The 23,551-nt window shown below is 59.5% G+C and carries 18 protein-coding genes; 9 read left to right on the top strand and 9 right to left on the bottom strand.

Annotated elements, in window-relative coordinates; genetic code table 11:
- Positions 1-28: 28 nt before the first annotated feature.
- The gene (locus LVW35_RS11970) at positions 29-247 is read left to right on the top strand and encodes a DUF2970 domain-containing protein (protein WP_233895711.1); all 219 of its coding nucleotides are present in this window, start codon (positions 29-31) and stop codon (positions 245-247) included.
- A gap of 38 nt (positions 248-285) precedes the next feature.
- On the opposite strand, the gene LVW35_RS11965 is transcribed toward LVW35_RS11970, so the two are convergent.
- Positions 286-7,377 (bottom strand): NEL-type E3 ubiquitin ligase domain-containing protein, encoded by a 7,092-nt coding sequence (locus LVW35_RS11965; protein WP_233895709.1) that lies wholly within the window; start codon positions 7,375-7,377, stop codon positions 286-288.
- A 503-nt stretch (positions 7,378-7,880) separates the two neighbouring features.
- Between LVW35_RS11965 and LVW35_RS11960 the strand changes: the two genes are divergently transcribed.
- Complete coding sequence (locus LVW35_RS11960) at positions 7,881-9,539, top strand: nitrite/sulfite reductase (protein ID WP_233895707.1); 1,659 nt, start codon at positions 7,881-7,883, stop codon at positions 9,537-9,539.
- Positions 9,523-10,017, top strand: coding sequence for a DUF934 domain-containing protein (locus LVW35_RS11955; RefSeq protein ID WP_043050275.1), 495 nt, complete (start codon positions 9,523-9,525; stop codon positions 10,015-10,017). The genes LVW35_RS11960 and LVW35_RS11955 overlap by 17 nt, the downstream gene beginning before the upstream one ends.
- Before the next feature lie 38 nt (positions 10,018-10,055).
- Here LVW35_RS11955 and LVW35_RS11950 read toward each other — a convergent pair whose 3' ends face one another.
- A complete protein-coding gene (locus LVW35_RS11950; RefSeq protein WP_233895705.1) occupies positions 10,056-10,454 on the bottom strand; it encodes a MerR family transcriptional regulator in 399 nt (132 codons plus the stop codon).
- 71 nt (positions 10,455-10,525) lie between these two features.
- On the opposite strand from LVW35_RS11950, the gene LVW35_RS11945 reads away from it, so the two are divergent.
- The gene (locus LVW35_RS11945) at positions 10,526-11,758 is read left to right on the top strand and encodes an NADH:flavin oxidoreductase/NADH oxidase family protein (RefSeq protein WP_233895703.1); all 1,233 of its coding nucleotides are present in this window, start codon (positions 10,526-10,528) and stop codon (positions 11,756-11,758) included.
- Positions 11,759-11,835: 77 nt separating this feature from the next.
- Positions 11,836-13,560 carry a ubiquinone-dependent pyruvate dehydrogenase gene (poxB, locus tag LVW35_RS11940; protein ID WP_233895701.1) on the top strand — a complete coding sequence of 575 codons (1,725 nt, stop codon included), beginning with the start codon at positions 11,836-11,838 and terminating at the stop codon, positions 13,558-13,560.
- 47 nt (positions 13,561-13,607) lie between these two features.
- Here poxB and LVW35_RS11935 read toward each other — a convergent pair whose 3' ends face one another.
- A complete protein-coding gene (locus LVW35_RS11935) occupies positions 13,608-14,165 on the bottom strand; it encodes an NADPH-dependent FMN reductase (RefSeq protein ID WP_233895699.1) in 558 nt (185 codons plus the stop codon).
- 227 nt (positions 14,166-14,392) lie between these two features.
- On the opposite strand from LVW35_RS11935, the gene LVW35_RS11930 reads away from it, so the two are divergent.
- Positions 14,393-14,629 (top strand): hypothetical protein, encoded by a 237-nt coding sequence (locus LVW35_RS11930; protein ID WP_049708675.1) that lies wholly within the window; start codon positions 14,393-14,395, stop codon positions 14,627-14,629.
- Positions 14,630-14,690: 61 nt separating this feature from the next.
- Here the strand turns inward: LVW35_RS11930 and LVW35_RS11925 are convergent, their stop codons facing one another.
- Positions 14,691-15,035, bottom strand: a complete 345-nt coding sequence (locus tag LVW35_RS11925; RefSeq protein WP_233895697.1) for a hypothetical protein — start codon at positions 15,033-15,035, stop codon at positions 14,691-14,693.
- A gap of 109 nt (positions 15,036-15,144) precedes the next feature.
- Between LVW35_RS11925 and LVW35_RS11920 the strand changes: the two genes are divergently transcribed.
- On the top strand, positions 15,145-16,038 hold the full coding sequence (locus tag LVW35_RS11920) for a LysR substrate-binding domain-containing protein (protein ID WP_233895695.1): 894 nt from the start codon (positions 15,145-15,147) through the stop codon (positions 16,036-16,038).
- Here LVW35_RS11920 and LVW35_RS11915 read toward each other — a convergent pair.
- The 5 genes from LVW35_RS11915 to LVW35_RS11895 all read right to left on the bottom strand — a co-directional run bounded on the left by LVW35_RS11915 (position 16,035) and on the right by LVW35_RS11895 (position 21,065).
- Entirely contained in the window at positions 16,035-16,616 is a 582-nt protein-coding gene (locus LVW35_RS11915) for a GNAT family N-acetyltransferase (protein ID WP_233895694.1), read from the bottom strand. The two genes, LVW35_RS11920 and LVW35_RS11915, sit on opposite strands and share 4 nt — an antisense overlap.
- 8 nt (positions 16,617-16,624) lie before the next feature.
- Positions 16,625-18,880, bottom strand: a complete 2,256-nt coding sequence (locus LVW35_RS11910; protein WP_233895691.1) for an Orn/Lys/Arg decarboxylase N-terminal domain-containing protein — start codon at positions 18,878-18,880, stop codon at positions 16,625-16,627.
- A 132-nt stretch (positions 18,881-19,012) separates the two neighbouring features.
- A complete protein-coding gene (gene dnaQ, locus LVW35_RS11905; RefSeq protein ID WP_233896454.1) occupies positions 19,013-19,753 on the bottom strand; it encodes a DNA polymerase III subunit epsilon in 741 nt (246 codons plus the stop codon).
- A 70-nt stretch (positions 19,754-19,823) separates the two neighbouring features.
- Positions 19,824-20,276: a ribonuclease HI gene (gene rnhA / locus LVW35_RS11900; RefSeq protein WP_010210917.1), complete on the bottom strand. Its 453-nt coding sequence runs from the start codon at positions 20,274-20,276 to the stop codon at positions 19,824-19,826.
- A gap of 30 nt (positions 20,277-20,306) precedes the next feature.
- Positions 20,307-21,065: a methyltransferase domain-containing protein gene (locus tag LVW35_RS11895; RefSeq protein WP_233895690.1), complete on the bottom strand. Its 759-nt coding sequence runs from the start codon at positions 21,063-21,065 to the stop codon at positions 20,307-20,309.
- Positions 21,066-21,130: 65 nt separating this feature from the next.
- Here LVW35_RS11895 and gloB point away from each other — a divergent pair, with 65 nt between their 5' ends.
- Positions 21,131-21,898 carry a hydroxyacylglutathione hydrolase gene (gene gloB, locus LVW35_RS11890; protein WP_233895688.1) on the top strand — a complete coding sequence of 256 codons (768 nt, stop codon included), beginning with the start codon at positions 21,131-21,133 and terminating at the stop codon, positions 21,896-21,898.
- A gap of 98 nt (positions 21,899-21,996) precedes the next feature.
- Positions 21,997-23,406 (top strand): lytic transglycosylase domain-containing protein, encoded by a 1,410-nt coding sequence (locus LVW35_RS11885; protein WP_233895685.1) that lies wholly within the window; start codon positions 21,997-21,999, stop codon positions 23,404-23,406.
- The last annotated feature ends 145 nt before the right edge of the window (positions 23,407-23,551 follow it).

Below are 23,551 nucleotides of genomic sequence, written 5' to 3'. Positions count from 1 at the left end.
CCCTCACACACCTTGTGTCGAGGGACGTATGGACGATCCAGGCAACAACAAGCCCCCTACCTTCTGGCAGATGCTGCACAGCGTCATGGCGGCAGCCTTTGGCGTGCAGAGCGGCAAAAACCGCGCCCGCGACTTTACTCACGGCAAGCCAAGCCACTTCGCGGTGCTGGGGATTCTCTTTACCGCGGTGTTTGCGCTGACGCTGTTTGGCATTGTCAAGCTGGTGCTGCTTTTGGCGGGCGTGTAAATCGCCATGACCGAGCTTTGGGTAAAACAGCGGACCACTTAGTCACCCAGGGTAGCGACCTCCTGCTCGGACAGCCTCCTCATCAAGGCCTTGAGTTCATCCTCGTAGGCCCTGAACAACACGTTGTACCGTTCGAGATACGCTGGGGTAATTTCGCAGAACTCTTCATCCAGATCCTCGACTTTACCGTCGAGAGTCTTTTGCACCTCGGCGAATTCGTCGGGATATCGTTGCTGCAAGTACTCTTTCCAGTACGGGCGTGCGTTCAGTTGCTCGATGAATGCTGGCGTCTGCTCCTGCTGAAGGACCTGCGCATAAGCTGCATCCAGATCGGTTTGCCTCAGTCCGGACAAGTTTCTGTAGATCATGCTTTCGGGTTGCGGCGGCAGCCCCAAACGCGAGGCCAACTCGATTCGATAGTTCAGGCGAATTTCCGCCGGGTCTAGATGAGGGTTGAGCCGAATGCGTTCGCCAGCGATCGTTTCCAACTGGGCCAGGCGGAACAGACTCCTGGACAACCTCAATATCACGTGGCCCCTCTGAGTGGGTTCAATACCTTTTAATGCATTGAACTCGTACACCTCGACTTCAAGCGCATTGAACAACAGGATACGGCCGTCTCCACAGGTGACGGTGTGCCTGGAGGCCTGGGCGATAGCCATCAACCGCTCGCGCAGCGCTTCATCGGCATAGGCCCCCTCCAGCACTGCCCAGACCCGCGCTGTAAGGCGGGCGCGGCTCTGAGTGAAGTCCCGTGTATGACGCAGTTGCGATAGGATGTAGGCAAAATCACCGGTGCTGTCTTCGTCCATGAGGGAGTCCCATATCCGGTGTTTCTCCGAGTCTGCGGCGACGTCGTTAAACCAGCGGTCTTTTTGCTGCTGCGCAGACTCCTGCTCAGGGTGGGCATCCGCGCCCTCTTCCTCAGAAAGCACATCGCCATACCCCGCAAGAACGCGGTCAATCTCTTCGGCGGTGAAGCCCAGCCCTCGCCCGGTGTCGCTTAGATATTCACTGAGTCTGACGCACTCCTGATGCGTCAATAGGTTGTCGGATAAGTCGATGCCCTCCATCAAGGCCGCATGTTCCGGTTCAAGGGCATTGGAAGGAATTGTCTCGATCCGATTACTTCTCAGATCAAGGGTGGTCAACGCAGGCGCTTCCAGCACACCCTCCGGCCACTGCTCCAGGCGGTTGTCACTCAGATCCAGACGCTGCAAGTGATCAAGACCGCTCATGTCAAATGTACTGAGGTTATTCCTCCCCAGCTCCAGCGTTTGCAAACGTGGCAAGGAGCGCAGGCGGTTTTGCAAGGTCTCGCTGTCCACCAACGCATTATCATTGAGCATCAAGTGAGTCAGTTCGTTAAGGTTCGTCACGTTTTCGGGTAGCACACCCAGCCTGTTGCCACTGAGGTTCAGGCTGTTCAAACGTGGGAATGCGCTCAGAAACTGCTGAGACTCGGTCGTGAGCCGCACGCCACTCAAGTCCAATGCACGGACATGGGAAAAAGTAACCGACAGGTCCGGCAAATCCCCCAGGATCAGGCCGCTCAAGTTGACCTGATAGTGGCTGCTGGCGCGCTCATGCAGCGGCACCTCATGCAGTGTTTCCCGCCAGCAAGCCAGCAGCCGATCGGCAGCCCGGCGACGGTCGGTCGCATTTACCCATTCATTACGGTTACGCACTGCTGGCACGTCGATCCAGCTATTGAAGCGTTGGATCAATTGGTTGTATTGCGCTTCCCACCGCTCAAGGGCCTTTTCAATCTGCGCGGCACCTGCGTCCTGTGCAAGCCATGCGTCTATTCGCGTCCCGGCCTGGTCCACACTCAATTGCGGATCAAGATGCTGCAGCCGCTCGGCTGAGGTCAGGGACGTTCGCGCAGACTCCGCAGTCAAAGGCAACGGCAACAACAGGTCCGGTCGTTCGGAGACCTCTACGGGGAAGAACATGGGATCACCTCCCGTGCGCCCTTCGGCCAGCACCGCTCGGTCAATGCCCAGTGGCCGGCCAAACATGCTCGCATAAGGCGTTCCAGGCTCTGTGCTACGTGCGAAAGCTTGTACCTTGGCCATGCCCTCCGGGCTTAACCTGCAACCACGCAACGAAGTGCCTGCCAGCAAGACCTCGTGCCCCGTCAACGCCGCATCGGGAATGTCAGTGATCGCGCTTGCGCTCATATCCAGGAAGCCAAGCCTCGGCAACGTCAGCGCACCCTCGGGCCATGCGCTGATCTGGGTACTCCCCACATTCAAAGACACGAGATCTCTCAGTGAACTCACATCCAGGCTACCGAGGCGATTTCCCGACAAGTCCAACCTCTGCAAAGAAGTCAGGCGGTTCAAGCGAGCCTGAGTCGCGGCAGTGATCGTCAGCATGTTATCGGACAGATTCAGCTCAGCGAGCTGACCTACCGCCTCGATGGACGATGGCAATTCAGTCAGACGGTTCCCCCTCAAATCCAGCTCATTGAGTTGAGGAAAGCGGCCCAGAAACGCCTCCAGCTGCGTGACCGTCAACCTTGCGCCTGACAAGTCCAGGCGGCGTATGTGAGGGAAGACGATATCGCCTAACACAGGCAAATTTCCCGGCTCCCCCCACCCGGCGAGAGACAGGGTCTGGTCCGCTGGCTGCTCAGGCGCCCTGAACGGACCTGCGACAGGCTCGTCTGGCGCATACCGGGCCGCCAGGGCGTTGCGCCAGCAGGTACGAATTCTGTCAGCCAGTTGCCTACGGGCACTCAAGGACATTTGCTCTCCCTCGACCAGCACACCTTCGCGGCTCTCCCACTGCTGCAGCGTCGTATCCAAGGTGCGGTACTCATCCTGCAACGCTTCGACCGCCTCCAACATTGCCCGTCCTGCCAACCCTTGGCGTGCGAGCACTGCAACGGCGCGAGTCGCCGGCCAAAGGTCCGACTGCGGCAACATTTCTTGAAGGCGCGCCCCACAGTACCCTTCCACCATTGCCGCCTCATCTACCAGATGAGCGGGGTTTTCGTGCACATAGTCGAACGCTCTCATGAACGACTGACGCTCCAGCGCCCCCCAATTCACCCCCAACCGGCGCCACAACGCTTCGTGTCCGCTGAACAGTGCGTCGGGGAGTGAGCGCAGCTCAAGACCGACAAGATTCACGGACTCAAGCCTGTCAAGCGTCTCAATTCCTGTCGGCCACGTTCCTTCTCCGCCAGATAAACGCAACGTGCGCAAACGGGTGAATACGCTGTAATCCAGCACCGGCGGCCGGCCGGCGAGACTCAACGACTCCAACTGGGTCATGCCCTGCAGGGCCTGGGTCAATGCCGCTGAAGCGTCCGCACCCCGTGGCAGATCAAGGTGCAGCTCGGTAATGGGGTTCCAACCGGCCAGTTCTCCGGCCAGAGCCGGCATGTCTGCGCTGGCGACAGATACCCTGAGACCTCTAAGGTGACTGAACGCTTGCCACAGGGCCGCATCGTTGATCTGGGAACTGCCTATTGACAGTGCACGCACATGAGAAAAGTCCGCAGCCATCGCTGGCAAAGGGCCCGCCCCCCATAAGTCCAGAAAACCATTCCCCTCGGTCAGGTCCAGATCACGATTCATCCCAGCTCTCCAGGTGGCGATAATCCGATCCATGAAATTCTGTCGGCGAGGCAGGGGCGACCAGCCTGGCGGCGAGGGATCACCTCGGGTCCAGGTAGCCAACGCCGAACGCAGGCCTTCAAACTCTCTGCCCCGGTTCTCCAGCAAATGATAAATCTGCTGGTCAGTACTCCCTGCGAGCCGACGCATTCGCACAAATTCCAACGCCTGTGAATCAGTCAAGTTCGAATAAACATCGCGCACCCGGCCCGCCAATGCCTGATCAGCCAGATCTTGTGCGCCGCTTCCATCTCCGCTCAATGGATAGCCGACCTGTCCATCCCTCATGCGAGTCGGTGTTTTGAATCGCGAAGGTTTCCACTCAGGCACAAGCGCTTGCATCATCAGCTCACGATTCGCCGTCGCATAGTCGCTCACCAAGCTCTGCAACTGAGCTGTTTGCTCCACCTGCGGCACGCCCAACCGGGTACGAGCATGATCCGGCAGAGCATGCATGATCGAGGCAAAGAAGTTATCGCCTTGAATGGGAACACTGTTCAGAGCATTACCCTGCTGATCGAAGGCCTGAAACTGTTGGCTACCAAACTGGCCGTGGGTATTTTTGACCAGGTATTTAACCTCTTCGGCCGACTCGCTGCCGATACTGTCCAGCAGCCTGCCACGCACGTTCCCCTGCCGCACCTCCAGGCGCATGTCTGGCGGCCAGCTCGGCAACTTTTCCAGCGCGTGTAGCGCCAGGCAGTAGCTGTCGGATGATGCCGCATTGGGCAGATACAGCCCGGCCAATGCCCGATTCAGCCGGGCCAGCCGCGCCTTCACACGTGCCTTGAGCAGCAGTGCGGCAGGAGGCGTCGCAGGCCGAGCCATTTGCACCTGCTCCGCCGGTGTAGCCTCGGTCAATACCTCGTAGGCGGCTTCTGTCGGCAGGCTGGGGAAAACTCTCTGCAACGCTTGCGTGCCAGTGGTCTGTGGGGTGGACAGCCGCTCGCCTACAAGCATGCTGTCAAACAATGATGTGTTGTTTGCCGTCAGGTGATCAGCCAATTGTCGGCGGAAAACAGCCTCACGCTGGGCCGCAACCCGTGCCCCCTGGGACCCGAGCAAACTGATAATTTCCCCTTCCTCCAGATTTGCCAATACCCGTTGCGCCAGCTTCCCTGAAGAGATATCCCCACGGGCGATTCTGATCACTGGCTTGGCCGGCGTAGAGGCCTCGCCATAACGCGTAGACGGCCCTGCAAAGGTTGCATCATCAAACACATCAATCACCCGGCCACGCGGCCAGCGCGGCATGCTGATAACTTCCGGCAGCGTGTAGTTGTAGCGATTGTCTGGCACCGGGGTACCGAGACGCACCTGCTCTAGCAGGTCAGTGAGTTGGCGGTCGACTTTAAACTGACGCAACGTGTCGACTAAAGCCGAAGGCATGGGCAGAGAATCGGTGTGCATTCTGCGCAGTACAGCGTCGTCCACGCCGCTGACCTTGGCGGCGCTGTCCACTGCCGCATCATCCAACCCGTCGGTGGCATGCCCCAGACGCTTGAGCAGCGTGGCATGGTCCCACTGCAAGGGCCGCTCCAGCGTGTGTCGCCACGCGCCCTGGCCATTGTGGTCCAGAATCGGTTGGTAAGCGTCGGCATCCGTGGGGTGCTGCAACCGCCATTTCTTGAGTTGGGGATCGAACTGCTTGCGGTATAGCTTGTTACCCAGGCGCACGTAGCTTTTGCCATCGACCTCGTACTCACCGAACGCATTGGGCTTGAGGTCGTCGCTCAACCGAACGTCGCTTTCATAGGGTATCAAGTCGGGTTTCCACAGGCGCACTTCGCCATTGGGCAGCGTGACCGGGTCCAGCCCCTCGATGACCGGCTCGGCCTTGACTGCCGTCAGCTTGCCAAACGCTTTGCCCACACCAGCGGTCAACGCAATCAGTGCCAGATTCTCCCCAACCTCGATCAAGTGCGCCTTGGCCGCCCTGCGGTCGCCCTCACTCCACTCGACCACCCCTTCGAACGTCAGGTACAACAATTGGAATGCCATCACGGCGAGCATGACCTCGCCCAGCATCGGGACCCACATTGCAAAGGCCGTCAACACCAACATGCCGATATTCAACAGCGCCGCCAACTTGCGCGAACGCACCCGCGCATCGACATCGGCCGTAGGCACGGCATGGCTCGCGGCGTCGGCGATAAGCTGGTCACGGTGGCGCTCATACAAATAGCCCCACAGATCGATGTTTTCCGCCCACATTCCGTGACCGGGCCGGGACAGCGAACGGGTGCCCAAGTACGGGTTATCGATAGCCACCCGCTTGGACGGCGCCTCGGGCGGCAGTCGCCGGAAACCGAGAAAGGGATTGAGCCCGCGCAACAGCTCATTGAGCAGCGCGCCGTACTTGCCCGCTCTGCGACTGTGATCGGTATCAGGCGCCGCTTCGGTGAGTTGGCTGAAATAATCCGGACGGTCAGCGTACGCCACAAACCGGCTGAAGAACCGCTGGTACGCGTTCAGCCCACTGCCATCAGCGGCAATTGACTTGCGGTCGGTGAACTGACGCTTGAGCTCCGCGCCCATCTGCGCATAGGTATAGCGCTTGAGTGGATGCTCCGGGTCGTTCGGCACATACAGAATCAAGTCATCGGAATACCGATATTTTTCACAAATGCTGAAAACCACACAGCCAGTCAGTCTGTGCTTCATCAGGCCCAGGTCGCGAAACCACACGGGGCGTCCACCCAACGTCGGATGAACCTCGCCATTGATAACAGACAGAATCATGGCGTGATCAGCCGGCAGGATGTCTTTTTTCAGCAACGCCAACTCGGCCGCTGCACGTAGCGCATCCTTCTGGGCGTTGATGAATGTGTGCCGGTGTGCCTGGTCGGCCGCTGCGTCCGCTGGGCGAAAATACCCCTTGAGGTAGGTCTGGTATTGGGCACCCATGTCAAGCGTGCGGCACAGCCCGGTGAACTGCGCCACTGTCAACGTTGTGGCAAGGGGCTCATACTCGCCCGGCACAGCCGATTCGACGACGAATCCGGAGGTGAGGTGGAACGCTCCAGCCTCGCACTCGGACGCTTCAAAGTTGTGAAGTGCGGCCTGTAACAACGGCAGTTTCAACACTTCAAACGATGAAACCTCAATGCCGAGGGTGCCCATTTCCAACGGCCTTCTTAAGCACAGGTAGGTTTTTTCGACGTCCAGCGTGACCTTGTATTGAGCCTTGAGCGCCTCGACCAGCAGCGGCTTGGCAAACGCTTCGATATCATTGAAGCCCGCCATCTCCTTGTCCAGAACCGCCAGTGAAGTGGCACTGGCGATGTTTGCGGTGTGCAATGCCTCGCGCTGGGACGGTGTGGCGTTTTTGTACCAGACCGGCATGACGGTCGGCGTTGCTTTCAGCGCACTCAAGTGCGGCGCAGGCAGGCCGGTCAGCCAGGGCGGAATCGTCTTCTTCAGAAACGTATGGTGAATGCTCTTGCTGGCAGGGCGGGGTTTAACTGCCGCGGGCAGGTTGGGCAGTGGCGTTTCGGTCATGGTGGCGCTCCTTGATAATGGAGCGGCCATCACATCAAAGTCGGCCCGTGCACTTGAGGTAAGCAAATATTCAATGGGCCCGTGAACCCAATCAACAGGCGGGAGGGACGATCCCTCCCACCTGGGTCACGCGGTGGACATTCAAACGCCCTCTTCCTACTGATGGCTCACCCAGAACACGGCGGTTCCCACCACTAGGATGATCAGGAACAGAATCGCCCAGGCATCAACAGTACTGTCGGGTTTACGGGCTTTTGTCGAATTGCTCATCGCATCGCCTCTTGTCGGTTTTGTAGGTGATAACGGTTAAACACGATCACAGTAAAGTCGACGATTGCCCGCATGACAAATGTGGATATCGCGATAACCGTTCTCATTAGTCATTTTGGTTATTTGCATATACTCAAACATCACTTTTGCGCATAAACGCAAACTGGTATCGTGCGCCGGCTCCGTTGGGAGTGCGCGGCCGTGCGCGCAGATTTGCCGAGAACAGGACCTATATGTACGTATACGACGAATACGATCAGCGCATCATCGAGGACCGCGTCAAGCAGTTCCGTGATCAGACCCGACGCTACTTAGCAGGTGAACTGAGCGAAGAAGAGTTCCGCCCTCTGCGCCTGCAAAATGGCCTTTATGTTCAGCGCTTTGCGCCGATGCTGCGGGTAGCCGTGCCCTATGGCCAACTGACGTCGCGCCAGACGCGCATGATGGCCAAGATTGCCCGGGACTTCGACAAAGGCTACGCCCACATCAGTACCCGCCAGAACGTCCAGTTCAACTGGCCGGCGCTGGAAGATGTGCCGGACATCCTGGCTGAACTGGCCACCGTGCAGATGCACGCCATTCAGACCAGCGGTAACTGCCTGCGCAATGTGACGACCGACCAATTCGCCGGCGTGGCCGCTGACGAACTGATCGACCCGCGCCCCTGGTGCGAAATCGTCCGTCAATGGACCACCTTCCACCCAGAATTCGCCTACCTGCCGCGCAAGTTCAAGATCGCCATCAATGGCTCGACCTCGGACCGTGCCGCCATCGAAGTGCACGACATCGGCCTGGAGCCGGTGCATAACGAAGCCGGCGAGCTGGGTTTCCGCGTACTGGTCGGTGGCGGCCTCGGCCGTACGCCGGTGGTCGGTGCCTTCATCAACGAGTTCCTGCCATGGCAGGACCTGTTGAGCTACCTCGACGCGATCCTGCGGGTCTACAACCGCTATGGCCGTCGTGATAACAAGTACAAGGCCCGGATCAAGATCCTGGTCAAGGCGCTGACGCCTGAGGTGTTCGCCCAGAAAGTCGAAGCCGAGATGGAACACCTGCGCGGCGGCCAGACCACCCTGACCGAAGCCGAAGTGCATCGCGTGGCCAAACACTTCGTCGACCCTGAGTACAAGGCCCTGAGCAATCAAGACGCCGAACTCGCAGCGCTGGACAAAGAACACCCCGGTTTCGCCCGCTGGCGCGTGCGCAACACCCTGGCGCACAAGAAGCCAGGCTATGTGGCGGTGACCCTGTCGCTGAAACCGACCGGCGTTGCCCCAGGCGATATCACTGACAAGCAGCTGGACGCCGTCGCCGACCTGGCCGAGCGCTACAGTTTTGGCCAACTGCGTACCTCCCACGAGCAGAACATCATCCTCGCGGACGTTGAGCAGAGCCAACTGTTCACGCTGTGGGGCGAGCTGCGCGAAGGCGGTTTCGCCACACCGAACATCGGCCTGCTGACCGACATCATCTGCTGCCCAGGCGGCGATTTCTGCTCCCTGGCCAACGCCAAGTCAATCCCGATCGCCGAATCGATCCAGCGCCGCTTCGACGACCTGGACTACCTGTTCGACATCGGTGAGCTGGACCTGAACATCTCCGGTTGCATGAACGCCTGTGGTCACCACCACGTCGGCCACATCGGCATCCTGGGCGTGGACAAGAAAGGCGAGGAATTCTACCAAGTGTCCCTGGGTGGCAGCGCCAGCCGCGATGCGAGCCTGGGCAAGATCCTCGGCCCATCCTTCGCCCAGGAAGCCATGCCCGAGGTGATCGGCAAGCTGATCGACGTGTACATCGAACAGCGCACCGAAGATGAACGTTTCATCGACACCTACCAGCGCATCGGCATTGACCTGTTCAAGGAGCGCGTCTATGCAGCGAATCATTAAGAACAACGAAGTCGTCGACGAAACCTGGCACCTGCTGCCCAAGGACGCGAGCTTTGACGGCATTTCCAACTGCGACGACCTGATCGTGCCATTGGCGCTGTGGCGCGAACACGGCCATGCTCTCAAGGCCCGCGACGGCGGCCTGGGCGTGTGGCTGGACGCCGATGAAGAAGCCGAAGAGATCGGTGACGACGTGGAACATTTTCAGGTCATCGCGCTGAACTTCCCGGCGTTCACCGACGGCCGCAACTACTCTAACGCGCGCTTGCTGCGTGACCGTTACGGCTACAAAGGTGAGCTGCGCGCGATTGGCGACGTATTGCGCGACCAGTTGTTCTACCTGCGCCGTTGCGGGTTCGATGCGTTCGCCCTGCGCGCCGACAAAGACCCGTACGAAGCACTGGAAAGCCTCAAGGATTTCTCGGTGACGTACCAGGCGGCAACGGATGAACCACTGCCGTTGTTCCGTCGTCGCTGAGTGACGAGCTAGGAGTCTTAAGCTGCAAGTTCACGCGTTTAACTTGTGGCTTGCAGCTTAAGGCTCGCAACTGTCATCTGACACGGCACACCTTCCGGCTGCGCCCGTACCGCTTCGATCACCCCCAGTAATTGCGCCTTGCTGTGGGACAGTTGCGCCTGCATCTCTTCGATCTGCGCAACCTTACGCTCCAGCGCCTCGATCAACTCTTCGCGCTTGTGTTCTCCCGGCGCCGGCATCAGCGCCTTGAGCTCCTGCAAGGTAAAGCCTGCCTGTTGCGCGCTCTGGATCAGTTGCAGCGTCTGCAAGGCTTGCGGGGCATAATGCCGGTAACCGTTGGACTGGCGCCCCACCTGACTGATCAGCCCTTGGGCTTCATAAAAGCGGATCCGCGACGCCGCCAGCCCACTCTGTTTTGCCAGCTCACCAATGTTCATCACAGCACCTGCTTGACATTAAAGTTAACTTTAAGCTTAGCCTGAGGCCTCCCCCGCTCAGGAGTCAACCCATGTCACCCTTTGAAGCCCTGCAACTGCCCAATGGCCAAGTCCTCTCAAACCGTATCGCCAAGGCGGCGATGGAAGAGAATATGGCAGATGCTCGGCAAGCACCCTCTCGCGCATTGAAGCAACTGTACAAAACCTGGGCCGACGGTAAGCCAGGCGTGTTGATCACCGGCAACGTGATGATCGACCGCCGCGCCATGACCGGCCCCGGTGGCGTGGCCCTTGAAGACGAGCAGCAGCTGGCGAGCTTTCGCGAGTGGGCCGACGTCGCCCGCAGCAACGGCGTGCACTTTTGGGTACAACTCAGCCACCCAGGGCGCCAAACGCCGGCAAACCTGCGTCAGCAAGCGCTTGCACCGTCCGCCGTCGCGCTCGACCTGGGCGGTTTCTCGAAGATGTTTGCCACCCCCAAGGCCATGACCGAGGACGATATCCAGGACGTGATCCAGCGCTTCGCCACCAGCGCACGCCTGGCCGAGAAAGCCGGGTTTACCGGCGTGCAGATCCATGGCGCCCACGGCTACTTGCTCAGTCAGTTCCTGTCGCCGCTGAGCAACCAACGTACCGACCGCTGGGGCGGCTCGCTGGAGAACCGCGCGCGCCTGTTGCTGGAAGTGATCCGTGCGGTGCGCGCCAATGTCAGCCCGTCGTTTTGCGTTGCGGTCAAACTCAACTCCGCCGACTTCCAGCGTGGCGGCTTTGCAGAGGCCGACGCACGCGCCGTGGTCGAAATGCTCAACCCACTGTCCATCGACCTGCTGGAGTTATCCGGCGGCAGTTACGAAGCACCGGCCATGCAAGGCGAAGCGCGTGACGGCCGCACCCTGGCGCGTGAGGCGTACTTCCTGGAGTTCGCCAGTCAACTGGCGACCATCGCCAAAATGCCGGTGATGGTCACCGGCGGTATTCGTCGCCTGCCTATCGTGCAACAGGTGCTGGACAGTGGCGTCGCCATGGCCGGGATCGCCACCGCCCTGACGCTGGAGCCGCAATTGATCCAACACTGGCGCGAAGGCCGCGACCCCAACCCGCAACTCAAACCCATCGACTGGAAGCGCAAGCCTCTGGCGTCTCTGGCCATCCTCGCGGTGGTGCGCTATCAGATGCGCCGCCTCAGCCGCGGTCATTCGCCCAAGGCCAACGTCACGCCATGCATGGCGTTGGTGCGTGACCAGTGGTTTCTGGCGCGGCGCACCCGACAATACCGGGCGGCCATGACGCAATCTTCACGTTAAAGGGTGAACATCCGCCGTGATCAAGCTGTCCCCTATTGATCAGCAGTTTTTAACCTCACTGACGATTGGAGTTCTTCATGGCGAAAATCAACCTGGCCCAGCAATTGGCGACCACCCTTGAACAGGCGGGTATCAAGCGCATCTGGGGCCTGACCGGCGACAGCCTCAACGGGCTCACCGACGCCTTGCGCACCATGGACAGCATCGAGTGGATGCATGTGCGCCACGAAGAAGTGGCCGCCTTTGCCGCCGGTGCAGAAGCGGCGGCCACGGGTGAGCTGACGGTGTGTGCCGGCAGCTGCGGTCCGGGCAACCTGCACTTGATCAATGGGCTGTTCGACTGCCATCGCAACCATGTGCCGGTGCTGGCGATTGCCGCGCAGATCCCGTCCTCGGAGATCGGCCTGAACTACTTCCAGGAAACCCATCCCCAGGAGCTGTTCAAGGAGTGCAGCCACTTTATCGAACTGGTCACCAACCCCGAGCAAATGCCCCACGTGCTGCACCGTGCCATGCGTTCAGCGATCCTCAATCGCGGCGTTGCAGTGGTGGTGATTCCGGGCGACGTATCGCTGCTGGAAGTGGAAGACAAACTCAAGCCGTGGCCGGCCCTGCACGCGCCGCGCACGCTGCCTGCGGAACCAGACCTGCAACGCCTCACCGATATCCTGGAAAACAGCCAGAAAGTCACCCTGCTGTGCGGCAGCGGCTGCGCTGGCGCCCATGATCAAGTAGTCGCCCTGGCCGACGCCCTCGGCGCTCCCGTGGTACACGCCCTGCGCGGCAAAGAACATGTGGAATGGGATAACCCGTTCGACGTCGGCATGACGGGACTGATCGGCTTCAGTTCCGGTTACCACGCCATGCTCGACTGCGACACGTTGATCATGCTCGGCACCGACTTCCCCTACCGCCAGTTCTACCCCACTGACGCCAAGATCATCCAGGTCGACCGCAACCCAGACGCGCTCGGCCGCCGCGCCACGCTGGACTTGGGCATCGCCGCCGACGTCAGCGAAACCATCGGCGCACTGCTGCCACGCTTAACGCGCAAGACTGATCGCAGCTTCCTCGAAACCTCATTGAAACATTATGAGAAAGCCCGTCAGGGGCTGGACGACCTTGCTCAACCGTCGAAAGCCAATCGGCCGATTCACCCGCAATACGTGGCACGTTTGCTCAGTGAACTGGCGGATGACGACGCGATCTTCACTGCGGATGTCGGCTCACCCACCGTATGGGCTGCGCGCTATTTGAAGATGAATGGCAAGCGTCGCCTGATCGGTTCGTTCAACCACGGTTCTATGGCCAATGCCATGCCACAGGCCATTGGTGCGCAGGCAGCCTTCCCGGATCGGCAGGTGATCTCGATGTCCGGCGACGGTGGTTTCGCCATGCTGATGGGAGACTTCATCTCGCTGGCACAATTGAAACTACCGGTGAAGGTCATCGTGTTCGATAACTCGTCCCTGGGGTTCGTCGCCATGGAAATGAAGGCTGCGGGCTACCTGGATGCCGGCACCGAACTGAAAAACCCGGACTTCGCCGCCATGTCCAACGCCATGGGCATCCTCGGCATCCGCGTGGAGCAATCCGAAGACCTGGAACCGGCCCTGCGCCGCGCCCTGGCCCATGACGGCCCGGTGCTGGTGGATGTGGTCACCGCGACCCAGGAGTTGGTGATGCCGCCGACCATCAAGTTGGAACAGGCCAAGGGTTTCAGCCTCTATATGCTCAAGGCGGTGATGAGTGGCCGTGGCGATGAAGTAATCGAGTTGGCGCGGACTAACTGGCTACGCTGAACCCAGTGTGGGAGCGGGCGCTCCCACATTTTGATCTCATAGCCAAATCAAGCGTGCTGTTTTTCCACCCATTTACCGTAGGCATCGATAAACGCTTGCAGAAACGGCTTGGTCTTTTCCGACACCTTCCCTGCGTCATCGAACACACTCCCCGCACCGCCCAGATAAGCCTCCGGCTGTTGCATGCACCACACATCGAGGAACACCAGGGACTGACGCAGGTGATGGTTGGCGCCAAACCCACCAATTGCACCCGGCGACACACTGATGATCGCGCCCGGCTTGCCACCCCAGGCACTCTGCCCATAAGGCCGCGAACCTACGTCAATGGCATTCTTCAACGGGGCGGGCACGGAGCGGTTGTATTCCGGGGTCACGAACAGCACCGCGTCGGATGAGCTCACCTGTTGGCGGAAAGTACTGTAGGCTGCCGGCGGTGACGCACCGTCAATGTCTTCGTTGTAGAGCGGCAAATCGCCAATTTCCACAATGTTCAACTTCAGGTTGGCAGGGGCCAGGTCGGCCAATGCCAGGGCGACCTTGCGGTTGATCGAGTCTTTTCTCAAGCTACCGACTATGACGGCTACCGTGTAGACCTTGCTCATTGGGGTTTCCCGACGTCTGATTAAAGGAGCCTGTAGTTATAGAGCCTTCGCGGCATGTTCACCAGAAGGTTTTGAAATTCCTCCGAGGGTTTACCTGGCACTACGACAGATAGGAAACATCCGAAAATATCAGCGAATAGTATTTTTATTCCGTAAGTAAACTACCCCGCTCCATGACGGTCTACAGAACCGCAAATCGAGTGTTTATCTCCAGAGGTTCTAAACAGATGGCAGCAGTATTAGTCGGACAGTTTCATGCCAGAGACGCAGAAGGACGCGTGTATTCGGTGCATGAGTTCCAGGAATCAGACCCGGCGCAAGGCGACCTGGCTGGCTCGGCACCTACCACCACCTACAAGTTGGCCATTGGCGATCGTGTAGAGAAACTGGAAGGCGACGAATTCAAGTTGATCCAATCAGGCACTATTCTTGTGCGCGAATCGCAAACCACCCTCGCCTCATAAGATCTCGCCCTATCGACCTGCTCAGTCCTGGCCATTGACGGCATTGACTGGGCTGGGGTGATCACGGGCGGCGGATCTCCGTGACCTCGATGCCCTGCTCTCCCTTCACACTCTTCAGTGTCACCATCAACCGCCCCCGCTCGCCTTCAACGGCATACATCGAACGCTGGTAGCCCACCGAGTTGTAGCCCGGATGCGCGACCACCTGCCTGACCAATTCCATGCCCAGCACCGGGCCGACCTGTTCGACCACCTGCTCCTGGGAGCGGATAAAGGCTTCGAGTGCCAGGTTTTCCGGCGGGGTTTCGCTTTGAGTGTCGAGGAGATAAGCAGCCACGCAACCGACGCTCACCAGCATCAGCAGTTGTTTGGCCGTTACCCCGAGGAATTTCGGGGATAAACGCATATGAGACCAGACCTGTTTTTGTTGTTAATGCCGTTAGCCGGCTTTGGTCGTTGATGATCAGCGCAGCCATTCTATTGAATACCGGGCCCGCTGCACATAGACTCCGGCGATGCGTTTACGTCATATCGAAGTGATTCAGGCCATCTTGCAGACCGGACATCCAGGCTTGGCCGCCGAATGGTTGCAACTTCCCCTGGGCGATGTGGATGCGGCGCTCAAGGAAGCCGAGGCGCAATTGGGGTTTATGCTGTTCGCCAGTGTACGTGGACGCTTGCAGGCAACTCGCGAAACCCTTGAGCTGCAGGCCGAAATCGCCCACGTATATGAGGCGCTGGAACCGGTTCAACGCCTGGCCAGCCGCCTGAAACACCATCACGCCCCGACCCTGCGCGCCCTCTGCACGCCGCCCCTCGCCAACCAGTTGCTGCCGCAAAGCATTGCGGTGCTGCGCAGGCGCTTCCAGGATACGCCGTGCAACCTGTCGAGCCAGCCGACTCGGGAGATCGTCAGAAGTTTGCTGTTGCACGAAGCCGACGTGGGTCTGAGCCTGCATGACCCGGAACATCCACAGCTCCATAGCAGCGTACTCGCACAGGGCAAACTGCAATTGCTCGCCCCCCATGGCTGGCTCAAGCCCAAGCAAAAGTACATTGCATTACAGGACCTGGCTGGGCAATCGATGATCGGGCTGGAAGGCCAGGACCCGCTCAGCCGCTTGCTTGACGCCAAGCTGCAAGCCTTGCGCCCGCTGCCGGTGGTGCAGACGCGTGTCCAGACTTACCAGATGATGCGCAGCATGGTGGAAGCCGGCGAAGGCCTGGCGGTGGTCGACCCCTTCACCGCGTACGGCGCGCGGGAAGCCGGGCTGGATGCATGCCCGGTGTCGCCTCCGATCATGGTCAACCTGTACGCGCTGACCCTCAAGGACGGCGTGACCTCGCCGGCGCTGAATGCGCTGCTGGAGATTGTGACGCAGAAGGCCGAGGGCCTGTTGGCGGGTTAAGTCTTGTCGACTTCGCTTTTGAACAACCGATACCAGAAAATCGCCACTTCACGGGTTTGCGGGTCGATGCCGCGATAGCGCAAGTGGTCGATGCCGCCCATCACATAGCCACAACGCTCGTACAAACGGCAGGCACCCAGGTTGTTGTTCTGGGTTTCCAGCATCATGCCCGGCAGGTTCTTCTTGCGGCTCCAGAACTGCGCCACATCCAGCAACGCCTTGGCCACCCCATGACGCCGCGCGGCCAGGACGACCGCCAGCTCATCTACATGGGCAAAGCCATTCCAGTTGGTGCTGACCACGATATGCCCCACTGGCCGATCGTCCAGGTAAGCCATGAAGATCGCGCTGTCGGGCGCATCGCGGAAACTGGCGAACTCTTCGGGGTCAATGCCATAACACTTGCGGTACGGCAAGATGCGCTCCACGGGCCATTGATCGACCCGCTTGCCCATCTGCGGCTCACCGTAGGCACTGACCTCAAAGCTGAAGTCATTGCCCCACACGTAGGCATCAAATCCTTCGTCGGCGACCCGTACACTGAGCCCCGGATACTTCGGGTTCATTACAGCTTGCATAACCATCCTTAACCCTTGATGCAATCGACGGTGTAACAACGACCACTGCCGTTATCTTCGTGTTGCAACCCATGAACATCAGCGACAAAACCGGGGAAACTGCTATCGAACGTCCGGGCAAAAGCCAGGTAGTCGATGATCGAGCGTGTCGACTCGGTAAAGCGCTCGCCCGGCATGATCAATGGAATACCGGGCGGATAAGGCACCAGCATCACTGCTGCGATGCGCCCTGGCAAGGCATCAATGGAGACCGCCTCCACTTCGCCCCTCACCAATTGGTCGTAGGCGTCGGCCGGTTTCATCGCGATTTCCGGCAAAACCGTATACATACGCTTGAGGTGCTTGGCGGTAGCGTTGCTGCGATAACAGCCGTGCAATTGGTTGCACAGGTCGCGCAAACCCAGGCCCTGATACCGCGCCGGTCCCTGTGCAAATACCGATGGTAGACAACTGGCCAGGCTGACATTGGCGTCGTAGCTGCGCTTGAATTCCAGCAATTCGGTGAGCAAGGTACTCCATTTACCTTTGGTGATGCCCATGGAAAACAGCACAAGGAAGGAGTACAGCCCGGTTTTTTCCACCACCAGGCCGCGTTCCCAGAGGAATTTACTGACCACCGCTGCGGGAATCCCGCAATCGCTGAGGGCGCCGCCGGCATTGAGGCCGGGCATTACCAACGTCACTTTGATCGGGTCCAGCAGCACGTAGTCTTCGGCCACGTCGCCGAAACCATGCCAGTCATCTTGAGGGTGCAATAGCCAATCTGCGGTGACAACGCGATCGATGCCCGATACCGATGGCGGCTGCCAGATGGAAAACCACCAGTCTTCAGCGGCAATATGCTGACGCAGATTGGCCAGGGCACGGCGAAAACTCAAGGCCTCGTCGAACATTTCCTGCAACAGCGAACGCCCGGCCGGGCCTTCCATCATCGCCGATGCGACATCCAGCGAAGCAATGATGCTGTATTGCGGCGACGTGGAAATATGCATCATGAAGGCTTCGTTGAAACGGTCACGGTCCAACTGGCGTGCGCCGCCGTCCTGTACATGGATCATCGAAGCCTGACTGAAGGCAGCCAGCAGCTTGTGAGTGGAATGAGTGGTGAACACCAGCGGGCTGTCTGGCGTGCGCGAGGTGCCCATGCCGTAGCGACCGACGAAGAACTCATGAAACGCCGCGTAGGCGTACCAGGCTTCGTCAAAATGCAGCACTTCGACGCTGTTGCCCAATTGCTGTTTGATCAGCTCGGCGTTGTAACACAGGCCATCGTAAGTGGAATTGGTGACCACTGCCATTTTCACTTTCGGTGGGCGACCACGGGTCAGTGGGCTGGCGTCGATCTTGGCGCGGATGGATTCGGGGCTGAACTCGCTCAAGGGAATCGGGCCGATGATCCCCAGTTCGTTGCGTTCGGGACACAGGTACAGCGGGATCGCGCCGGTCATGATGATCGAGTGCAACACCGACTTATGGCAATTGCGGTCCACCAGCACAAGGTCATCGCGGCCAACCATGGAGTGCCAGACGATCTTGTTCGCGGTGGAGGTGCCGTTGATGACGAAAAAGGTGTAGTCAGCGCCAAAGTTGCGCGCGGCGCGAGCCTCGGCTTCGGCCAGCGGACCGGTGTGATCCAGCAACGAGCCGAGTTCAGGCACCGATACAGACAAGTCCGAGCGCAGCGTGTTTTCCCCAAAGAATTGATGAAACGCCTGCCCCACCGGGCTCTTGCGGTAGGCCACGCCACCGCCGTGGCCGGGGGTGTGCCAGGAATAGTTGGAATCGGCGGTGTGCTGCACCAGCGCCTTGAAGAACGGCGGCAACAGGCCATCCAGATAAGTGCGGGCCGCGCGCGCGACTTGCCGCGCGAGAAACGGCACAGTGTCTTCGAACAGATAGAGAATGCCGCGTAGCTGGTTGAGTTCGCTCATGGCGTCAGCGGGCGCGTTTTCCAGGGTGACCTGCTCGCCCAGGGCAAAGATCGGCAGATTGGGGGCCCGCAGCCGCGCCAGTCGGATCAGCTCGACCATGTTTTGCAGCAGGTGGGTATTCTCGCCAGCACCCTCGGCGGCGATCAGCATGCACGCCAAACCGTGATGGGTAGAAGCTACCAGTCGCCCCTCGGCGTAATCCACTGCAGAAAAAATACTGAAGCCCTCTTGTTCCAGCTCTCGGGCGATGCCTCGGACCCGGTCACCGGCAACGGTGTCGGCCTTGATGTCGCGGTGCACGATAAGGACAGGGAACTTCAGGTCTTTGTACATGAGTGCTTGTAGTCCTGAGGGCTATGCACTCAAGGGTAGAAGCTGGGAGGCGATGACGCGAATGAAGATTTCAAAGGCTGCACAAATCAAATGTCGAACCGCCGCTCCCACATTTTACCGCGTTGTACCAGCCTATTTCTGGGTCAGGGTCGACCACAACGCCGGCGCACCCGCCGACTTGGCAATCGCTTCCAGCCGCGCCGCATGCTCGGCCAGGTCCTGCTCACTGGCCCGAATAATCGGGGTCGGCTTGCGATCCGCCGGCAGGCGGCGGATTTCCGAGGGACGGTTGCCCGAGCCTTCCGCCGAACCGCTGCCATCGGAGGCGTTACCGGCCAGTGACAAGCTGGTCTGCCCGCCGGTCATGGTCAGGTAGACGTCGGCAAGAATCTCGGAGTCGAGCAAGGCGCCGTGGAGTTCACGCCCGGAGTTGTCGACGCCATAGCGTTTGCACAAGGCATCGAGGCTGTTGCGCTGGCCGGGGTGACGCTCACGGGCCATCATCAAAGTGTCGAGGATCGAGCAGTGCTGGGAGATGTCGGCGCGATCGGTCTGCCCCATCAGGGCGAATTCGTTATTGATGAAGCCGACGTCGAACGCTGCGTTATGGATGATCAGTTGGGCGCCGTTGATGAACTCGAAGAACTCATCGGCGACTTCAGCGAAACGCGGCTTGCCCTTGAGGAACTCGTCAGTGATGCCGTGGACGCCGATGGCACCTTCGTCACTGTCGCGGTCCGGTTGCAGGTAGACGTGGAAGTGACGCCCGGTGAGGCGGCGACCCAAGAGTTCGACACAGCCGATTTCAATGATCCGGTGGCCGTCGGTCACCGGCATGCCGGTGGTTTCGGTATCGAGTACAACAGATCGGATGGCCATCAGGGTTCAGCTCTCAACGGTGTAGTGTGATTCAAGGGGCGCGATATTAACACGTGAGTCGGCATCAGCTCTGCTTGTAGCCGCGCACTTCGTCCACGCCACGGTTGGCCAACTGGTCGGCGCGCTCGTTGCCAGGGTGGCCGATGTGACCGCGCACCCACTTCCAGGTGATGTCATGGCGATTGCATTGCTCATCAAGCAATTGCCACAGGTCGGCATTTTTCACCGGTTCCTTGGCCGCCGTCTTCCAGCCGCGTTTCTTCCAATTGACCATCCACTCGTTGATGCCCTTCATCACGTATTGCGAGTCGGTCACCAGCAGCACGTTGCAGCGGCGCTTGAGTTCTTCCAGACCGCGAATGGCCCCCATCAGCTCCATGCGGTTGTTGGTGGTATTGGGCTCACCGCCCCACAACTCTTTCTCCACGCCCTTGCACACCAGCAACGCGCCCCAGCCGCCAGGGCCAGGGTTGCCCTTGCAGGCGCCATCGGTGAAGAGTTCTACGCTATCGGTCATCGGTTGCTCGGTATTCATTCAAAAAGAGGGTCATGCGTCGCTCTGCTTGCGGTTGACCTTGGCCATCGGCATCGGCACCAGCTTGCCCATCGGCTCGCGGCGCACCTGCTGCACCGGCCGCAGCCCAACCACGATCTTGCGGGCCACCAGGAGATAGAAGCCGCCGCCCGACAATTGCCAGGCACCTGCGCGGCGCTCCCAACCGGCCAGACGGGCTTGCCACTTGGTCGATGCAAGCGGCGGACGATAGCACCCGAAGCGGCGTTTCTCCAGCGCGAAGCCCAGCAGGTTCAGCCAGTCCCCCACGCGTTGCGGCGAGATGCAACGCGCCTGACGCAGGGCATCATGGGCGAACACATGGCGCAGACCCCAACTGCTCCAAGGATTGATACCCACAATCAACAAATGGCCACCTGGGCGCACGCTGCTCGCCGCCTCGCGCAGCAAGCCGTGGGGCGACAGACAGAAATCCAGGCCATGCTGCAACACCACCACATCGGCGGCGTGCTCGCTCAACGGCCAAGCCTGCTCCTCGCAGACAATCTCCACCCCCGGCAACGGCGCCCCCAGGCGCACATTGCGCTGCACCTGGGAGGCGCACGGCGGTGTTTCGGCCGAAGGTCCGTAATGCACCAGATAGCCACCAAAGAACCGGCCCAGCTCGTCTTCGAGCATGCGCCGTTCTTCGTCCAGCAGAAATTGCCCGATGGGACCGGACAACCATTCGCGGGCTGCGCTGATCAGAGCCAGCCACTCAGGATCAGCCTGGGCGAACGCTTTATCAGTCATTGCATTCTCCAACTCGCCTAGACGTTCTAAGATGCACCAATGTGTTCAGCTTGGCGAATCGAAGAATGATACAGATCAGTGCCCTGCCCGCCTTCACCGATAACTACATCTGGTTGTTACAGGACCCGAGCACCCAACGCTGCGCCGTGGTCGACCCCGGCGATGCCGCACCGGTGATGGCCTGGCTCAAGCAAAACCCTGAGTGGGTCCTGAGCGACATCCTGATCACTCACCACCACCATGACCACGTCGGCGGCGTCGAACAACTCAAACGGGTGACAGACGCCAAGGTCTACGGCCCGGCCAACGAGAAGATCCCCGCACGGGACGTTGCCCTCAACGATAACGATCGCATCAGCGTGCTCGGCTGGGACTTCGACGTTTATACAGTGCCCGGCCACACCCTGGGCCATATTGCCTTTTATCACCAGGGCGTGCTGTTCTGTGGCGACACCCTGTTCGCCGCCGGTTGCGGGCGCCTGTTCGAAGGCACGCCGCAACAGATGCACACCTCCCTTGAGCGTTTGGCCGCCCTGCCTGCCGATACATGGGTGTACTGCACCCACGAATACACACAAAGCAACCTTAAGTTCGCTCAGGCCGTGGAACCGGACAACGCCGATATCGCCGAACGGGTAGAAAACGTCCGCCAATTGCGCGAACGTGGCGAGATCACGCTGCCTTCCAACCTGGCTCTTGAAAAACGTACTAACCCATTTCTGCGCACCTCTGAAACATCCGTTAAACAAAAAGCGGACGAACGGGATGGCCGCGACAACCGCTCTGGGGCCGAGGTGTTTGCTAGCTTGAGGGCGTGGAAAGATAAGTTCTAAAGGGAAGCAATCTGGTACGGAATTTCTGAATGGTTGACCGGAACCAAACGGGTTTCTAGAATCGCCCGACATTTTTGCCCGGAACTTACTTCCAGCCAATGTCGTCATCTATTCGTAAATCCAACCATTCAGACGCATTGACCCGCCTGGCTCAAGCTGTGGCGGTGGCTGTGTCCGCCACACTGGCGGGCTGTCAATCAAACAATTTCACCGCACAATCCACCGTGCAACCCAAGCCAAACCTTACTGCCAAGATCAAACAGAAACCCGTCATCTGGCTTTCAGAAAAGCCTGCTCCCGAAGTGCCTCAAGACGTTTGGGAGCGTATGCGACGTGGCTTTCAATTACAGGACGGCGTAGGCGTCAACCCGCGAATCGAGCAACAGCGCCTGTGGTTTGCCAGCAACCCTTCCTTCCTGGAGAACGCCGGCGAGCGCGGCAGTCTCTACATTCATTACATCGTCGAACGCCTCGAAGAACGCAACATGCCCCTGGAGCTGGCACTGCTGCCAGTGATTGAAAGTGCCTACAACCCGATGGCCTATTCGCGTAGCGATGCCGTGGGTTTGTGGCAGTTCATCCCCTCCACCGGTCGCTATTTCAACCTGCGCCAGACCCGCGCCTATGATGGCCGCCGCGACATCACCGCCTCCACCACCGCCGCCCTCGACTACCTGACCCGTCTGCATGACATGTTCAACGGTGACTGGCTGCTGGCCCTGGCCGCTTACAATGCCGGCGAAGGCACCGTGAGCCGGGCGATCGAGCGCAACGAGAAGCTCGGCCTGCCGACCGACTACTGGAACCTGCCCCTGCCCCAGGAAACCAAGGACTACGTGCCCAAGTTCCTGGCGCTGTCCCAAGTGGTGCTGGCGCCCGAGGCCTATGGCGTCAACCTGAACCCGATTGCCAACACGCCGTACTTCGAAGTGGTTGAAGTCAAGCAAAGCATGGACCTGTCACGGGTTGCCGCGCTGGCCGAGATCGACGAAGACGAACTGTTCCAGCTAAACCCCGCGCTGAAACAACGCACCACCCTGGATGGCCCGCAGCATCTGCTGGTGCCGAGTTCCAAGGCGCAATTGCTCACCAGCACCCTTTCGACGATGAAGCCTGAAGAATTGCTGGCGATGCGTCCGAAAAAGCAGGTGTTCGACGAAGTTGAGACTGCGCGGGTTGCCGGGCGTACGCGCAACTACAAAGTACGCAGTGGCGACAACCTGACGTTGATTGCCAAGGCCAACAAGGTCGATGTGCATGACCTGCAGCGCTGGAACAAGCTCAACGGCCAGGCGCTCAAGGTCGGTCAGACCCTGGTGATGCAGGACACGCGCAAAGCCGTCGCCAGCAGCAAAAAGCCGGTGCAGTACAAGGTCAAGAAAGGCGACTCGCTGTACATCGTCGCCAAACGTTTCAACGTTGAGATGCAACATCTCAAGCGCTGGAACCCGCGTACCGGCCAGGCCCTGAAGCCTGGGCAGATGCTGGTGGTTTCCGGGCCGCGCTGAGGCCTGAAGCACGCTGGGGAGCTAATGTGGGAGCAAGCCCGCTCCCACATTGGATCTACGGTGTTCTCAGCGACCTTTTTCCAACCGGAACAAGCTGTTACTGTACCGATCATAAAGCGCAAGCCGCCTGGATCGGATCCCTGAC

It is taken from the genome of Pseudomonas sp. HN11 (assembly GCF_021390155.1).
Classification (GTDB): Bacteria; Pseudomonadota; Gammaproteobacteria; order Pseudomonadales; family Pseudomonadaceae; genus Aquipseudomonas.
The sequence above is the reverse complement of the archived record's forward strand: the minus strand, read 5'-3'. Positions and strand labels throughout refer to the sequence as shown.

Excerpts from the sequence above, each read along its gene's own strand:
- LVW35_RS11970 (WP_233895711.1), top strand. The coding sequence starts at position 29 with ATGGACGATCCAGGCAACAACAAGCCCCCTACCTTCTGGCAGATGCTG.
- LVW35_RS11965 (WP_233895709.1), bottom strand. The coding sequence starts at position 7,377 with ATGACCGAAACGCCACTGCCCAACCTGCCCGCGGCAGTTAAACCCCGC.
- LVW35_RS11960 (WP_233895707.1), top strand. The coding sequence starts at position 7,881 with ATGTACGTATACGACGAATACGATCAGCGCATCATCGAGGACCGCGTC.
- LVW35_RS11955 (WP_043050275.1), top strand. The coding sequence starts at position 9,523 with ATGCAGCGAATCATTAAGAACAACGAAGTCGTCGACGAAACCTGGCAC.
- LVW35_RS11950 (WP_233895705.1), bottom strand. The coding sequence starts at position 10,454 with ATGAACATTGGTGAGCTGGCAAAACAGAGTGGGCTGGCGGCGTCGCGG.
- LVW35_RS11945 (WP_233895703.1), top strand. The coding sequence starts at position 10,526 with ATGTCACCCTTTGAAGCCCTGCAACTGCCCAATGGCCAAGTCCTCTCA.
- poxB (WP_233895701.1), top strand. The coding sequence starts at position 11,836 with ATGGCGAAAATCAACCTGGCCCAGCAATTGGCGACCACCCTTGAACAG.
- LVW35_RS11935 (WP_233895699.1), bottom strand. The coding sequence starts at position 14,165 with ATGAGCAAGGTCTACACGGTAGCCGTCATAGTCGGTAGCTTGAGAAAA.
- LVW35_RS11930 (WP_049708675.1), top strand. The coding sequence starts at position 14,393 with ATGGCAGCAGTATTAGTCGGACAGTTTCATGCCAGAGACGCAGAAGGA.
- LVW35_RS11925 (WP_233895697.1), bottom strand. The coding sequence starts at position 15,035 with ATGCGTTTATCCCCGAAATTCCTCGGGGTAACGGCCAAACAACTGCTG.
- LVW35_RS11920 (WP_233895695.1), top strand. The coding sequence starts at position 15,145 with ATGCGTTTACGTCATATCGAAGTGATTCAGGCCATCTTGCAGACCGGA.
- LVW35_RS11915 (WP_233895694.1), bottom strand. The coding sequence starts at position 16,616 with ATGCAAGCTGTAATGAACCCGAAGTATCCGGGGCTCAGTGTACGGGTC.
- LVW35_RS11910 (WP_233895691.1), bottom strand. The coding sequence starts at position 18,880 with ATGTACAAAGACCTGAAGTTCCCTGTCCTTATCGTGCACCGCGACATC.
- rnhA (WP_010210917.1), bottom strand. The coding sequence starts at position 20,276 with ATGACCGATAGCGTAGAACTCTTCACCGATGGCGCCTGCAAGGGCAAC.
- LVW35_RS11895 (WP_233895690.1), bottom strand. The coding sequence starts at position 21,065 with ATGACTGATAAAGCGTTCGCCCAGGCTGATCCTGAGTGGCTGGCTCTG.
- gloB (WP_233895688.1), top strand. The coding sequence starts at position 21,131 with ATGATACAGATCAGTGCCCTGCCCGCCTTCACCGATAACTACATCTGG.
- LVW35_RS11885 (WP_233895685.1), top strand. The coding sequence starts at position 21,997 with ATGTCGTCATCTATTCGTAAATCCAACCATTCAGACGCATTGACCCGC.